The sequence below is a fragment of the Paraglaciecola sp. 20A4 genome (genome assembly GCF_011378905.1).
GTDB lineage: Bacteria > Pseudomonadota > Gammaproteobacteria > Enterobacterales > Alteromonadaceae > Paraglaciecola.
The window spans coordinates 1-14,357 of sequence record NZ_WTPY01000051.1 but is presented as its reverse complement, the minus strand read 5'-3'; the positions used below and the strand labels follow the sequence as shown (position 1 = coordinate 14,357).

The window sequence follows — 14,357 nt, the reverse complement described above, 5'->3', positions numbered from 1 at the left end:
GCTGAGTGGTTAATTATTTACTGGAGTTGGTATAAATTAACAAGCAATCTGTATAAAGAATACTAATCTCAGGATTTTCAGTACGTTAAAGGAGTAACAACACTGTGTGCCTATTCAATTTTTTAAACGGTGCCCCAAGTAATAAAAGCGTTGCGCCAAGTTGGAGTAATTGCTAAGTACCGTGAATCAAGGCACTGCGATACTGCCCCAAAATGCCCCAGGGATGGTATGTAATCTCAAGAATAAGGATTTGTTTGGCTAAATCACTGATATGAGACACAACCAATATGAAACTATAGTTTCATAATTTCATGAATAAAGTAATTTTTGTTTCATATGTAGACAATTGGGAGCGTCGATTTATCACTTTCTTTAATATTAAAATGAAACTATAATTCTATAAATTCTGGATTAAAGAAAATATAGTTTCACTATGAATACTATTGAATCAAAGACAAAGCGCTCTGCTGTCGTCTTCCCAAAACACAAAAAGGTGTTAAGCATCTTGGGCGAAAACTTAACTCTGGCGATGAAGCGACGCGGTATTACCCAAGAAATGATGCACAGTAGAACAGGGATATCTAAACCGACGTTACGAAAAATATTAAAAGGTGATCCTTCCGTTTCGCTTGGGCACTACGTCAACGTTTTAGCCTCCTTGGGCCTAGTGGACGACCTAACTAAAATCGCATTTGATGACGAGCTAGGAAGAAAGCTGCAAGACATCCAATTGCTGAATAAAAAATAAGAGCGTCGCATTATGGAAATCCACGTTTACGCTGATTGGACTGAATCCACTGAGCCTATGTTAGTCGGCACATTGCGCTCGTCTGAAATAAGAGGAAAAGAGCATTTCAGCTTTAGTTATGATAAGAAGTGGTTAGCCTCAGACTATGCTCTCCAAATTGATCCCTCTCTAACGTTATTCGTTGGAGAGCAACATGCACAGGGCGATAAAAATTTCAAAGTATTCCTCGACTCATGCCCTGATCGATGGGGGCGGTTGCTGATGCAACGTAGAGAGGCAGTTATCGCTCGACGAGAGAAACGACGAGCAAAAAGTTTATACGAGACAGATTACTTGCTGGGCGTTCACGACTCATTTCGTATGGGTGCACTACGCTTTCGCACATCATTAACAGGTCCATTCTTAGACGATAATCATGAGCTATCTGCGCCAGCAATAACCAACCTACCCGAGCTACTACAAGCTGCAAATAAAATCGAAGAAAAACCAGATTTAGATAATCCAGATTATCTAAAATGGCTCAATATGCTGATTTCACCGGGTTCATCATTAGGTGGAGCCAGACCAAAGGCGTCAATAAGAAATCACGATAATAGTTTGTGGTTAGCCAAGTTTCCCAGTTGTCATGATGATTACGATATTGGTCTATGGGAATTCGTTGTATACCAAATGGCGATTGAGTCAGGCATCGAAATGGCAGAGTCCAAAGTTGAAGCCATTGGCAGACATCATATTTTTTTAACGAAAAGGTTCGACCGCACCGATTCAGGGAAACGGCTTCACTTCAGTTCCGCGATGACTCAGCTCGAATATTTTGATGGTCAGGATGATGGTGCAAGTTACTTGGAACTCGCAGAATTTCTCATACAACACGGCTCTAATACTCAGCAAGATCTTGAACAACTTTGGACAAGAATGCTGTTTAACATCATGGTCTCGAATTGCGACGATCACCTGAGAAATCACGGATTCATTCTGCAGCCCACTGGCTGGCGGTTATCGCCAGCGTACGATATAAACCCCATGTTATATGCCACTGGCCTACATCTTAATATTAATGATGTGAGTAACGCGCTCTCGATAGGCTTGGCATTTGAGGTTGCAGAGTACTTTCATGTTAATGGCAGTGCCGCCAATAGCATCCACCAAAGATTGTTAAATACTGTCTCAAAGTGGGAAAACTTTGCTCAACAAGCAGGTATCAGCAAAGCGGAAAGAGAGCTATTGAGGGACTGCTTTATACTCGACTAGAGCGTCAAACACTTTTATGCCAGTGTGGTCGAGGTTTATCAGCATTAGAGCAGCAGAATTTCGTTTACCCTTTGTACTACACGGTGCACGCAATACGGAATCACCTGAAACATTAATTATTCTTATTTTACATTTACACGCTGTTTAGAGACCCTAACTTAAGCGCTTGTTTGATAACGGATTAACACACTCAGCATTTTCAAAGACAGCACCACTTTAAATGCACTGATGTCTTGCCGGTATCGCTGTTCAGTACGTTAAAGGAGTAACAACACTGTGATTTATCTTATGTTTTATTTCTCGATCGGGTTATTTTCCGCGTTGACTTTTACGGCGTTTTGGTGGTTTTACAAAGACAGGGTGGAACGCCCTGCGTCACCGAGCCTCATGCTGCTGCGGGCCGGTACTTATATTCTTGTTTGGCCCGTGCTGTACTGGAAGTGGTTTAAAAGCGCAGACAAAACGCGCTTTATCACCGACCAAGATTATATTTGGCCTAGCATGGCCCCTGGTGATCCTGCGTTTTTAACACGTAAAGAGCAAAAGGCTCAGCTTGAAGCGCAAAAAGTACAGCAGGAATGGGAGGCCTTTGTAGATGCCCTGCCCCAATGCGGCTCGCATATTATGTACAAAGGCACAGATATTTACGGTGAAAGACTCGACGGGCGCTTTATTTTTGAAACCACTGATTTGCTGCCTGTGCTATTTGATGAAATACACCCTGAACCCTTTGTGATGGAGGGAGGTGACGAAATCGATGAAACTGATGTAGAAGCGTTGCAAGTCAGAGCTGAATTAAATGAGTGGATAAATGACTGCAGAAAAGAGTTCGGGGAAGAGCATTATATTTATCGTTGGCTGCGAACCTACGACCCCACCCTTTTTGTGTGTAATGTGGTGCCCACTTCGTTTAATCGCTTCGAATATATCGCCAGCGATATGATTGAGGCGGGTAAGGGCCAAGTACACTGCAAAACATGCAGTAAGGTTTATGCAGCAAGCGAGATAAAAAGGGCTGACGAGGGAACAAGTGGCTGGGTGTTTGGAGTAATGCACTGCCCTAATGGGCACTTATTAGCACGGTGCAAAAAAATTCATTTTATGCGCGCTAGTCCTGATTAACGATTAGCGCAGATCTGCAACGGCCGGCGTGTTCGGTTTGCTCGACGCAGTCGGCTTTGTTGGGTTGCCTAGCATGCTCAAGCGCTTAAAGGTCGTGGAGTACTCGATTAAAAAAACAATTCATCGATCGCTTGGTACATCAGGTTTATGGATAACACCGAGAGTACTATTTGCACTAGTCGCTGAAACCTTGCGGCAGGTATTTTGTGAAGTAACTTCAAGCCCAACCACGTACCTATGGCGCCTGCGCCAATCATGGCGATCACTAGGGGCATCCACTGCCAAAAGGCAAACCCTGCAGTAGCGTAGACTATGGCTTTTAATGTGTGTTGCATGGTCATACTGGCTGAAAATGTCGCGGTAAAACGCATTTTTTCATAGCCTTTGGTGTGCAAGTAGCTGCCGACCAGTGGCCCACTTGCCCCTACGAACATGGATAAGAACGTGGTGACTAAGCCCGCTATCGCTTTGCCCAGTGGGCTAGATTCTTTTATGCTGGGTTTTTTGCCCCAAAGTAAAAATAGCACAAACCCGCCAACGGCGAGCTTCATCCAATCGAGCGGCAAATCGTGCACTACAAAAGATGACACCAAGGCGCCGACCAAACCACCCAGCGTGAAATATATAAGCATGTTTTTGTCGATGTGCCGGAAGGTCAACAACATACGATTAGCGTTAGAGCCTAGCTGCACTAAGCCATGCACTGGGATAACGGCGGCCATGGGCATAAAAGACGCCATGGCGACCAAAAGCAACAAGCCACCACCAGCCCCTAAGGCTGCGGTTAAAAATGAGGTAAAGCCCGCTAAGACAATTAAAAATACGCTTAGTAGGGGACTAATGAATTCACTGCTGAAAAAATCCAAGGCGGCAACATACAAATAAAAGGGGGTTGCGCATCATAGCGTAAGGCTGCCCCGTCATTCAAACCAACTTGCTGGTAGTGCAAATTCCCCTGCCCTTATCGCAGTGCGCCGACGGATCTAAGCCTGACAACGGATCTAAGTGTGGCAACGGATTCAAGTGTGCCAAAGGAATACTACTTTCACACAAAAAACCGCTGTAATAGGCTTTAGTCCAGACATTAAACTCAAAAGCGATTGACACCCAATATACTTATAGTATTTTGTTATATAAGAATTTTTTAACCACACAAATAATAGACCTATTAAAATATGACTCGCCGCTTATCGTTTTTTACCTCAGCATTGTGTTTGCTTATGTTTAGTTGGGCTACAACACTCAACGCTGAAACCGAGGATAAACTGCAATTTTCAGGTTTTGCTCGCGTCATTATGGGTTACCTCGATGATGAAAACGCCGAGTATGTGGGTTACGACAACAGCGTTAACCTTAACCAGCAGTCGCTACTGGGTTTACAAGCGGACTATAGGCTAAGCAACGATTTTTCTATGACAGGTCAGGTAGTAGGTTATACAAATGACCAGCGCAATTCAGGGCTACAGTGGCTATACCTGACTTACAGCCCGAACAATGCATTACAAATAAAGCTTGGCAGGCAGCGCATACCCTTCTTTACCTACAGCGACAGCCTTGATATTGGCTTTGCCTATCCTTGGTTGACCATGCCGCAACAGGTTTACGATACGGCTTTCTTCCCAACGTTCGATGGTGCATTAGCAAGCTATGAGTTTGCTATTGACGATTGGGTGATTAACTACGAAGGCTATTGGGGTCGGTTCGACGACAAAATATATTTGGCCAGTCAGGACATCAATACCAAAGTAATCGGCCTTTTTGGCGTAAATACTACCGTGGGTTATAAGAATTTCATCGTGCGAGCATCTTACGGTCAAGGTGATATTGATATTGAGCAAGACGAAGTTGTGCAATTTAGTCAGCTGCTACGTCAATTTGGCTTTACGAACAATGCTGATTGGCTTAACGCGAATGGATTGCTGCAATTTTATCAGTTAAGCGCCAATTATGAAGATTTAGACTACTTTGTGCGCAGCGAATTCGTCAAAGTAAAAGGTGAAGGTGGCTTATTCGCAGACGTGGATAATTTTTATATCTCGGCTGGTTATAACTTCTACCCTTACACCGTGTACGTTTCGTACAGTAAAAAAGATCTTCATTTTGATCATATCGCCAGTGAAATACCCTTTGGCTTCACGCCTGATTTAGATGTACTTGCAGCAACCTACCTTGGGGTACTCGCAGCCTTCCCCGATGATAAATCAACCGGAACTAAACTGGGTTTACGTTGGGATTGGCATACCAACTTAGCATTGAAAGCAGAAATGACCTTTGTTCAAGCTAAGGATGCCATCAGTAATGATTATGCGGTAAAGGATCTGGGCAATTTTGATGGCCAGGCCGTTTTATACCAGCTTGGCGTTGAGTGGGTATTTTAATGAAAAAATATCTGACACTGCTATTTTTATGCATAATTAGCTTTGCAAAATTAGAGGCTGCTGAAGCCATTATTGTTGTGGCCAACACCTCTGATAAATCCATTCAACTCAGTCGCCAGCAGGTGCGTAACCTCTTTATGGGTGGCGTGATACCTTATAACTTAGATGCCATTGCACTGCCGCCAGAAAACCAAACCCGCGTATTATTTAACACCAAAGTGGTGGGCTTAACCGAAGCACGTATTCAGTCATATTGGGCGCAAATGCGTTTTACCGGCCGTAAAAGAGCCCCCAAAGAAGTCGATAACGAAAGTTCCGTTCTGGAATACCTTGAAAATAATATAGATGCTATAGGTTATTTACCTGGGGATATCTCTATTCCTGATAATTTAACTGTGGTCTATACCATACGATAAGTGCGTTAAATGACGCTAGTCTTGCAATACGCTTGATGATCTAGCAAATGAGTCTGCTTTAAAAATACCTTTGTTTTGGGATACAGATAATAAGATTTTGGCCGATATTATTTTTGATCCCCAATAGGAATAAGCTTGTAAGCTATTATGGGAGTTAGAAATCAATGCCCGCTTGCCCTAGTATTTTGTTTATTAAGCACGTATTTACCCCGAAAAAGTCAAATGGATTGAAAACATGATTAAGCGAATATTTCATTTTGTATCAGCGAGTTGCATTATTTTTCTCAGCTGTGCACCTGTAGTTCAGGCCGAAGATGAAGATAAACTCGAGTTCTCAGGGTTTGCGCGGGTGATCATGGGTTATTTGGACGATAACAATGCCGAATATATTTATTACGACAATAGCGTTAGCTTTGATCAACAGTCCCTTATCGGGTTTCAGGCCGATTACCAATTGAATGATGACTTTTCTGTTACCGGCCAAGTAGTCGGGCATACGGGGTCCCAGCGCGATTCTGGTTTAGAGTGGCTTTACCTTACTTTTAAACCCAACAACGCCTTTCAAGTTAAACTCGGCAAACAACGCATTCCTTTTTTCAACTACAGTGATAGCTTAGATGTCGGTTTTGCTTACCCTTGGTTAACGCTACCTCAACAGTTCTACGACACGTCTTTCTTTTCAACATTCGAGGGTGTGTTAGCCAACTACGAGTTTGCGCGCAACGATTGGGTGATTAATTACGAGGGATATTGGGGGTATTATGACGACGAGTTTCGTTCGGGTAGCCGCACCGTTGATACCAAAATAACCGGACTTTTTGGCATCAATACGACCTTAGCGTATAAGCAGTTCTCGTTGAGAGCCTCATATAATCAGGGCAACGTAGCGCTAGGTTTACCAGAAGCCTCTCAGTTTGGTGAGTTAATAGGCCAACTCGGTTTTAGCAACAATGCAAATTGGTTGAATCCTGATGGGCCCATAGAGTTTTATCAATTTAGCGCAAATTATGAAAACCTGGATTATTTTGTGCGTAGTGAAGTGGTTGATATTGTGGGTAAAAGCGGCCTAACACCTGACGTGAATAGTTTTTATGTTTCCCTTGGCTATAACTTCTACCCTTATACGGCTTACATTTCTTATAGCAAACGGGACGTTAAATTTAAGCATATTCCAAATGAAATACCCTATGCCGTATCACCTCAATTGGATCAAATTGCAGCGACCTATGACTTTATTTTATCCCAATTTCGTGACGAGAACGTTAATGGCAGTAAAATCGGTATTCGTTGGGATTGGCGTTCTAACGTCGCCCTTAAAGCAGAATTAACCCTGGTCAGGGCTAATGGTCAGGTCAGTAATGATTCCGCTTTACGGGATTTGGGAAATTTTGATGGCCGAGCTGTTTTATACCAGTTGGGTATAGATTGGGTATTTTAATGACAAAATACCTTTTTGTATTTCTTCTCTGCTCCTTGGGTTTTATATTCGACGTGCGAGCTTCTACAGGTATTATCGTAGTGGCAAATACAGCGGATAAATCAATTAAACTCAATCGTCAGCAGGTGCGTAACCTCTTTATGGGAGGAGCAGCCCCCTACGAATTAGCAGCGATTTCCCTGCCCTCGAATAATCAAACCCGAGTATTATTTAACACTAAAGTCGTTGGGTTAACAGAGTCACGTATTCAGTCATATTGGGCACAAATGCGCTTTACTGGTCGTAAAAGAGCACCGAAAGAAATCGATGACGAAAGTTCCGTTGTGGAATACCTTAAAAACAATGAAGGGGCTGTCGGTTATTTGCCTGCGGGTACTTCTATTCCTGATAACTTAACGGTTATATACACCACCTCTCTTGAATAAAGCGGTTTACTATCTCGTAATAAAAAGCCAATCAGGCTTGTCAATTAGTCTAGTTTTGCGCAATAAATCTTTGACTCTCGATTGGGCTATAGTATTTTGATTAGTAAGAATTTTTTTAACCATATAAAAAGTAGACCTATTTAAAACATGATGTATCGCATTCCTTATTTATTGTTGGTAAGCAGCTTAGTCTGGCTTAGCTTTGCTCCCTCACTTTATGCTGAAACAAACGATAAGCTTCAACTTTCTGGTTTTGCTCGAGTTGTAATGGGCTATATTGACGATAAAGATGCGCAATATCTTGGTTATGACAATTCGGTCAGTGTCGACCAAGAAAGCCTTATTGGCTTGCAAGCTGACTATCAGATTTTAGATAGCTTAGCCGTTACCGGGCAACTTATTGGGCATACCGCTGACCAGCGAGACTCAGGGATTGAGTGGCTGTATTTAACGTATACCCCCACAAATTCGCTGCGGTTTAAGCTAGGTAAGCAACGCACGCCTTTTCTAAATTATAGTGATGTAATTGATGTAGGGTATGCCTACCCCTGGGCGACATTACCGCAGCAAACTTATCCTCGACACTTTTTTTCTACATTTGACGGTTTGATGGCGAATTATGAGATATCTAACAGCCTATTTGTGATGGATATCGAAGGTTATTGGGGCTATTTTGAAGATGATGTCATGATAGCAGAGCGTCAGATGAAGGCAGAAACGGACGATTTGCACGGTTTAATCAATACTATTCACATTAACAACTGGACGTTTAGAGGCTCGTACCACCAAGGTAAAACGAGTGTTGAAATTGACGACATTACACAGTTTAGTAACCTTCTTAGTCAGATTGGTTTTAGCGAAAGTGCAAAGTCTCTAGCAACGGATGGTTTAACGGAAGTTTTTCAATTCAGCGCCAGTTATGAAACCCTAGATTACTTCGTTCGGGCTGAGTTAAATCACATACACGCTGATTTTGTTTTTGTGCCCGACACCGACGGTTATTTTATCTCTACTGGCTATAATTACTTTCCTTTTACGTCTTATATTTCTTATTCAAAAAATGAGACCGAGTACGAGCAACCTGCCAATGATATTCCGCTAGGTTTAAGTCCTCAACTGGATAGTCTGGCGTATGGTTACCTCGCCATATTTGATCAATTACCCGTTGATAGCTCTGAAGCTTTTACTCTTGGTACCCGATGGGATTTACAAGCGGGGTTAGCCCTAAAGGGCGAAGTAAGCTTGATAAGAGGTAAAGCCAATGACCGCGCGTTCTTTACCTTTGATGATGCTGATTTTGATAGAAAGGCCCTGTTATATTTATTGGCATTGGAGTGGGTGTTTTGATTAAAGCCTCTTTATTGCTGATTGGCACCATATTTAGCCTAACTGGTAATATTTGCTGTGCAAATGACGCTATCACCGTTGTTGCCAATACCCAAGACAGATCCATATATTTAAATCGCCAGGAAGTGCGCAACTTATTTATGGGCGGGGCACAGCATTATGGCCTACACGCGATTGTATTACCGCCAAATAACCAAACACGAGTGTTGTTCAATACCAAAGTCATCGGCTTAACTGAAGCTCGTATTCAGTCTTATTGGGCACAAATGCGTTTTACTGGGCGTAAAAGAGCACCACATGAAGAGATAAGTGAAAGTTCGGTGCTCGAATACCTTAAAAACAATAAAGGTGCGGTGGGTTATTTACCTGCGGGGATTACAATTCCTGAACAATTAACCGTTATTTATTCAAATATCTAGCATAGGGTTATACCAACTCCAATATTAGCGATTGACGCTAAGTAAAGCGCTCATTAAGTCACCGTAGAAAGAGTCCGCGAGAGACTACAAGTATAATAGAATGAGTGGTGTATCTTAACGTGGTGTCAGCGTCGCTTTCAAATAAGTAACGACAAAATATGCGTTGAAAACGATCACCTGAGATGCAAAACAGAAAAAAGTACTCGTTTCACGCAATAGACCTTCAGCATCCGTTTTGCGTTCCGATAACGTTAAAGCGTATATAACTATTTTGCCCCATAAATACCTGCGAAGGGCAAATATAGTGGCGTACAGCCTAAATATCTTTCATGCACACGTTAAGTATAGTATTTTTGAGCGATAAAAATTTTAACCACATAAAAAAAGTGTTAACTAAAACATGAAGCATCAAGTGACTTATTTTATGCTAGCAAGCTGTTTGGCTTTTGGTAGCTTGCCATTAGCTCTTCATGCAGAAGAAAATGATAAATTACAATTATCAGGATTTGCCCGCGTTATTATGGGTTATCTTGATGATGCAAACGCTGAATATATTGGTTACGACAACAGTGTTAGCTTTGACCAACAATCATTGATTGCACTACAAGCTGATTACCGATTTACTGATGAAATCTCTGTTACTGGTCAATTGGTTGGCAATACGGGAAAGCAGCGAGATTCAGGGATAGAATGGCTATACCTCACCTACAAACCTAATAAAGCCTTACAAATCAAACTGGGCAAGCTGCGCATTCCTTTCTTTAATTACAGCGACAGCCTTGATGTGGGCTTTGCTTATCCTTGGTTGACCCTACCGCAACAGTTTTATGACACCGCTTTCTTTTCAACCTTCGAAGGTGTGTCTGCCAATTACGAATTTACCGTCAAGGATTGGGTTATCAATTCTGAGGGATTTTGGGGTTATTACGATGACGCGTTCAATGTTGCTAGTCGCTCGGTAGATGCACAGGTAACCGGTCTTTTTGGTGTTAATACCAGTGCCGCTTATAGAGGCTGGTCTTTTAGAGCGTCATTTGCTCAAGGGGATGCAGATGTTGAATTACCCGAAGCCACGCAGTTTGGCGAGCAACTGCGTCAACTGGGATTTAACAAAAATGGCGATTGGCTTGATCCAAATGGAACAATCCAGTTTTTTCAATTAAGTGCCAATTACGAAAACGTCGATTATTTTGTACGCAGTGAAGTAGGAAAAGTTGTCGGTAAGAGTGGAATAACACCTGATATAAATAATTTTTATATCTCGCTTGGTTATAACTTCAATCCGTATACCTTGTATATATCTTACGGTAAGCGCAAGGTTTATTACGATCACATTCCAAATGAAATTCCTTACGGTGTATCAGATGGTCTGAATACCTTGGCCGCAACATATGATTTTGTTTTAACGCAATTTTCAGACGATAAAAATAATGGCACTAAACTCGGTATTCGTTGGGATTGGAAATCCAATATTGCATTTAAAGGCGAGATGACGCTCATTGAAGCTAATGGGCCGATTAGCAATGACTTTTCGCTAGTAGATTTGGGTAACTTTGATGATCGCGCCATATTGTATCAACTTGGTCTGGAGTGGGTGTTTTAATGAAAAAATATCTTACTTTACTCATTCTAGTTGCTGCTCCTTTCGTGCATACCATCGCTGCAGCGGAGGGAATTATTGTGGTCGCTAATACCACTGATAATTCAATTCAACTCAATCGCCAACAAGTACGAAATTTATTTATGGGTGGGGTTATTCCATACGACTTAACCGCGGTATCCCTGCCCCCTGACAACCGAACTCGGGTGTTATTTAACACCAAGGTTGTCGGCTTAACGGAAGCACGTATTCAGTCATATTGGGCCCAAATGCGTTTTACGGGTCGTAAAAGAGCCCCTAGAGAAGTGAATAACGAAAGTTTACTACTAGACTACTTAAAAGAAAGTAAAGGGGCGGTAGGCTACTTACCTGCCAGTGCAACGTTGCCCAAAGAGCTTACCGTGATCTATAAAATCGATTAGGTTTTGAGCATATCAAGTAAGCTTTTGGGTTTAGAAAACAAATAACCTTGTAATTGGTGGCAGCCATTTTCTATCAGAAAATCTGCCTGTTCTCGTGTCTCAACCCCTTCTGCACAAATTTGTAAGTTAAGCTGTTTAGCCATCTCAATAATCGTTCTTGTGACCAATGTGCTACGTTTAGATACATTTAAGTTATCCACAAACTGTTTGTCGATTTTAAGGGTATTCAAATGAATTTGGGTTAAATAGCCTAGCGACGAATAGCCTGATCCGAAATCATCTAGGGCTATTGAGCAGCCCATATCGCGTATTTGGGTCAAGAATTCGTTGGCGATATCGAAGTTTTCTAAATACGCTGATTCTGTCACTTCAAACTCGATATGCGAGGTTTGAATATTATATCGAGTAAACATAGCCCTAATGTAATCGATCAGTAAGGTATTTTTAATATCGTGAGCGGATAGGTTCACTGACACCACAATGTTCCCAGAATGCATGGCCAATATTTGATCTAGTTCTTGGCACACCTTTCTAACTACCCACTTAGTGATAGATAGTATTTTACCACTTTGTTCAGCAATGGGAATAAACTCAGCTGGCGACACCACGCCCATCGACTCACTATTCCATCGGATCAGAGCTTCATAGCCAACTATTGTTTCGTCTGCTGACACTTTACCTTGATAGTGAATATTAAACTCATTGAGCTTAATCGCACTGGAAATCGAATTGGCAATCAGTAAGCGACGTTTGTTGTCTTCCATCATATCAGGCACAAAAACGGTATGGGTACTGCGACCGGCCATTTTAGAGCGGTACATTGCAATATCAGCATTGCTAATAAACTCGCTCACGTTGAAATTCGAATCACTGGCGCGAGCGATACCGATACTAACACCAATTTGTACTTCCCAAGTCTGGATGGCAAATGGCACGTTCAAGCCATTAACTAACCGTTCGGCTATTTCAAATAGCTCTAATTCATTCGGCTCATTGTGCAAAAGAATCAGAAATTCGTCACCACCTAAACGTGAAATAAGGTCGCCGTCGCGTAAAATGGATTTAGTGCGCCGACAAACCTCCATTAACAGTAAATCACCTACTTCGTGACCAAATGCATCGTTGACGCCCTTGAACCCGTCTAAATCGAAATACATTAAAACCAAATTACGTTCATCTCGTTTGGCTTTAGCTAGCTCTAGTCTGAGTGTTTCCATAAAGAATTGGCGATTAGGTAAGCCGGTTAAACCATCGAAATTAGCGAGACGTTCCATGGCTTTTTGTTGTTCTTTGAGCTGATCGGTATACTTAATGTTTTTCTGGGTTTCGCTATTGATGGTTTCCATCATGGAGTTGATATCTCGGCTTAACTCCGTCACCTCTTGCTTTCCATCGATATTAATTCGCAATGAATAGTCATGGGTTTCTTGAATTTTTTGGGCGAAACGAGATAACCGGCTAAGGGGCAAAAATAATTTTTGTTGAATCAAGAATGAACCCACAATTGCTACAAAAAGTACCAACAGTACAAGCGGTAAAACCCGCTTTAACAGCGTGAGTTTACTTTTATTAAGCGGGCCTACAGCATCATTTACGATTAACAGGTAGCCAAGGGGTAGGCGAGCATCACCCACTAATTTTAACGCAATTAGCTCGCCGTCTTTAACCTGTACCCCTTGAGAACTTAATTTAAGCTTATCTTCATCTATGTTGAATTCGGATTCATTGGGGGTAAATAAGGGTCCAAAATACATATTGAGGCGCTGCCATTGACTATCATATACCACGGCATATTTCACATTCTCGTAGCGGTCTAAGCGTAATAAAGTAGCCGTCACTTCAAACGTATCAGGCTCTGTGGTGACAATAGAAACAAGATCGGCTGCTAGGTTTTCAGATAATCCATCAAGATCGCTCCGAGTCGATTCCAAATACAACTTCTCGTATTCCTCAACGGAAGACACCAGAACAGCTGCGCAGACTAAACAAATAGCAACAACGGTAAGGGTAGTTGTGGTGTTCTTGATCGTTCTAAACAGCATGTATCAATCCTTTATTACACCAACTTTCGACTCGCGACTAACTTCTATATGTATCGTTTGGATTAGCAATTCATTATAAATCTAACGTACCTGAACAACTAACATGATGGATAACTTTACGGTCTCTCTTTACGTTATCTCTAGTGTAGTGATTATCGTCAAGTTCCGATATTAATCAAATGGTTAAGTTTTGAAATTAATTGCCCTCCGCTTGATCTTATCAAATGTATCGCTGCAAAGCGTAAGCGCGTGTCGAAAGATAACTCAACCCTGCCATTTCCGCCCATTAATTTTACCCGCCAATCCCCTACAATTGAACTAGACTCATAAAATGCAACGTTAACGCACATTTCAGCAACATTTATAACAAACTTAAGCAATTGATTTTACGGTATTTAATTTTAAACCTCGATAAATGTGAATATTTTGTAATCGAAAACAGTTGACGATGTTAAAGAGTTAAGGGAATATGCTCACCAAGAGGGCACATACTCATATGAAAGGCGTTAAATCAGAGTTTGAGCGTATGCCCTAGTAACTAATGGCGGTTAAAGGATGTATCGGCGTTAGACGATTTCTACTGAAATCTGTACTACCACACATAAAACTTACTTTAATAGGATTCTATTATGTTAAAAAACATACGAAAAACACTCGCTTTGTCAGCCGCCAGAACAGACCTTCATACATCTAATATTCAACGCATAACTAAATTGGGCGTAGTCGCTGCAGCTGTTATGGCCGCGTCT

13 protein-coding genes are annotated in these 14,357 nt (G+C 41.8%); 11 read left to right on the top strand and 2 right to left on the bottom strand.

Translation table 11 applies throughout. The annotated features are described in order from the left end of the window. Positions 1-493 precede the first annotated feature (493 nt). From GQS54_RS22365 to GQS54_RS22355, 3 genes are all read left to right on the top strand, one after another. The gene (locus GQS54_RS22365) at positions 494-748 is read left to right on the top strand and encodes a helix-turn-helix transcriptional regulator (protein WP_346766603.1); all 255 of its coding nucleotides are present in this window, start codon (positions 494-496) and stop codon (positions 746-748) included. A gap of 12 nt (positions 749-760) precedes the next feature. Beyond that, on the top strand, positions 761-1,999 hold the full coding sequence (locus GQS54_RS22360; protein WP_166426134.1) for a type II toxin-antitoxin system HipA family toxin: 1,239 nt from the start codon (positions 761-763) through the stop codon (positions 1,997-1,999). A 276-nt stretch (positions 2,000-2,275) separates the two neighbouring features. Next, the gene (locus GQS54_RS22355) at positions 2,276-3,121 is read left to right on the top strand and encodes a hypothetical protein (RefSeq protein WP_346766602.1); all 846 of its coding nucleotides are present in this window, start codon (positions 2,276-2,278) and stop codon (positions 3,119-3,121) included. Positions 3,122-3,228: 107 nt separating this feature from the next. Here the strand turns inward: GQS54_RS22355 and GQS54_RS22350 are convergent, their stop codons facing one another. Beyond that, positions 3,229-3,987: a sulfite exporter TauE/SafE family protein gene (locus tag GQS54_RS22350; protein ID WP_166426133.1), complete on the bottom strand. Its 759-nt coding sequence runs from the start codon at positions 3,985-3,987 to the stop codon at positions 3,229-3,231. 309 nt (positions 3,988-4,296) lie between these two features. Between GQS54_RS22350 and GQS54_RS22345 the strand changes: the two genes are divergently transcribed. The 8 genes from GQS54_RS22345 (at position 4,297) to GQS54_RS22310 (ending at position 11,566) form a co-directional block, all read left to right on the top strand. After that, positions 4,297-5,499: a porin gene (locus GQS54_RS22345; protein ID WP_166426132.1), complete on the top strand. Its 1,203-nt coding sequence runs from the start codon at positions 4,297-4,299 to the stop codon at positions 5,497-5,499. Beyond that, on the top strand, positions 5,499-5,915 hold the full coding sequence (locus GQS54_RS22340; RefSeq protein ID WP_166426131.1) for a hypothetical protein: 417 nt from the start codon (positions 5,499-5,501) through the stop codon (positions 5,913-5,915). The genes GQS54_RS22345 and GQS54_RS22340 overlap by 1 nt, the downstream gene beginning before the upstream one ends. Positions 5,916-6,150: 235 nt before the next feature. Beyond that, positions 6,151-7,353 carry a hypothetical protein gene (locus tag GQS54_RS22335; protein ID WP_166426130.1) on the top strand — a complete coding sequence of 401 codons (1,203 nt, stop codon included), beginning with the start codon at positions 6,151-6,153 and terminating at the stop codon, positions 7,351-7,353. Then, positions 7,353-7,778, top strand: coding sequence for a hypothetical protein (locus tag GQS54_RS22330; protein ID WP_166426129.1), 426 nt, complete (start codon positions 7,353-7,355; stop codon positions 7,776-7,778). The genes GQS54_RS22335 and GQS54_RS22330 overlap by 1 nt, the downstream gene beginning before the upstream one ends. 147 nt (positions 7,779-7,925) lie before the next feature. Beyond that, positions 7,926-9,125 carry a porin gene (locus GQS54_RS22325; RefSeq protein WP_166426128.1) on the top strand — a complete coding sequence of 400 codons (1,200 nt, stop codon included), beginning with the start codon at positions 7,926-7,928 and terminating at the stop codon, positions 9,123-9,125. After that, positions 9,125-9,544 carry a hypothetical protein gene (locus tag GQS54_RS22320; RefSeq protein WP_166426136.1) on the top strand — a complete coding sequence of 140 codons (420 nt, stop codon included), beginning with the start codon at positions 9,125-9,127 and terminating at the stop codon, positions 9,542-9,544. The genes GQS54_RS22325 and GQS54_RS22320 overlap by 1 nt, the downstream gene beginning before the upstream one ends. 424 nt (positions 9,545-9,968) lie before the next feature. Beyond that, entirely contained in the window at positions 9,969-11,147 is a 1,179-nt protein-coding gene (locus tag GQS54_RS22315) for a hypothetical protein (RefSeq protein ID WP_240920042.1), read from the top strand. Then, entirely contained in the window at positions 11,147-11,566 is a 420-nt protein-coding gene (locus GQS54_RS22310; RefSeq protein ID WP_166426126.1) for a hypothetical protein, read from the top strand. Before GQS54_RS22315 ends, GQS54_RS22310 begins: the two co-directional genes overlap by 1 nt. Here the strand turns inward: GQS54_RS22310 and GQS54_RS22305 are convergent. Further along, complete coding sequence (locus tag GQS54_RS22305; protein ID WP_166426125.1) at positions 11,563-13,608, bottom strand: EAL domain-containing protein; 2,046 nt, start codon at positions 13,606-13,608, stop codon at positions 11,563-11,565. The genes GQS54_RS22310 and GQS54_RS22305 overlap by 4 nt on opposite strands. Between the last annotated feature and the right edge of the window lie 749 nt (positions 13,609-14,357).

Coding starts and splice junctions, on each gene's coding strand:
- GQS54_RS22360 (WP_166426134.1), top strand. CDS start 761: ATGGAAATCCACGTTTACGCTGATTGGACTGAATCCACTGAGCCTATG.
- GQS54_RS22345 (WP_166426132.1), top strand. CDS start 4,297: ATGACTCGCCGCTTATCGTTTTTTACCTCAGCATTGTGTTTGCTTATG.
- GQS54_RS22340 (WP_166426131.1), top strand. CDS start 5,499: ATGAAAAAATATCTGACACTGCTATTTTTATGCATAATTAGCTTTGCA.
- GQS54_RS22335 (WP_166426130.1), top strand. CDS start 6,151: ATGATTAAGCGAATATTTCATTTTGTATCAGCGAGTTGCATTATTTTT.
- GQS54_RS22330 (WP_166426129.1), top strand. CDS start 7,353: ATGACAAAATACCTTTTTGTATTTCTTCTCTGCTCCTTGGGTTTTATA.
- GQS54_RS22325 (WP_166426128.1), top strand. CDS start 7,926: ATGATGTATCGCATTCCTTATTTATTGTTGGTAAGCAGCTTAGTCTGG.
- GQS54_RS22315 (WP_240920042.1), top strand. CDS start 9,969: ATGCTAGCAAGCTGTTTGGCTTTTGGTAGCTTGCCATTAGCTCTTCAT.
- GQS54_RS22310 (WP_166426126.1), top strand. CDS start 11,147: ATGAAAAAATATCTTACTTTACTCATTCTAGTTGCTGCTCCTTTCGTG.
- GQS54_RS22305 (WP_166426125.1), bottom strand. CDS start 13,608: ATGCTGTTTAGAACGATCAAGAACACCACAACTACCCTTACCGTTGTT.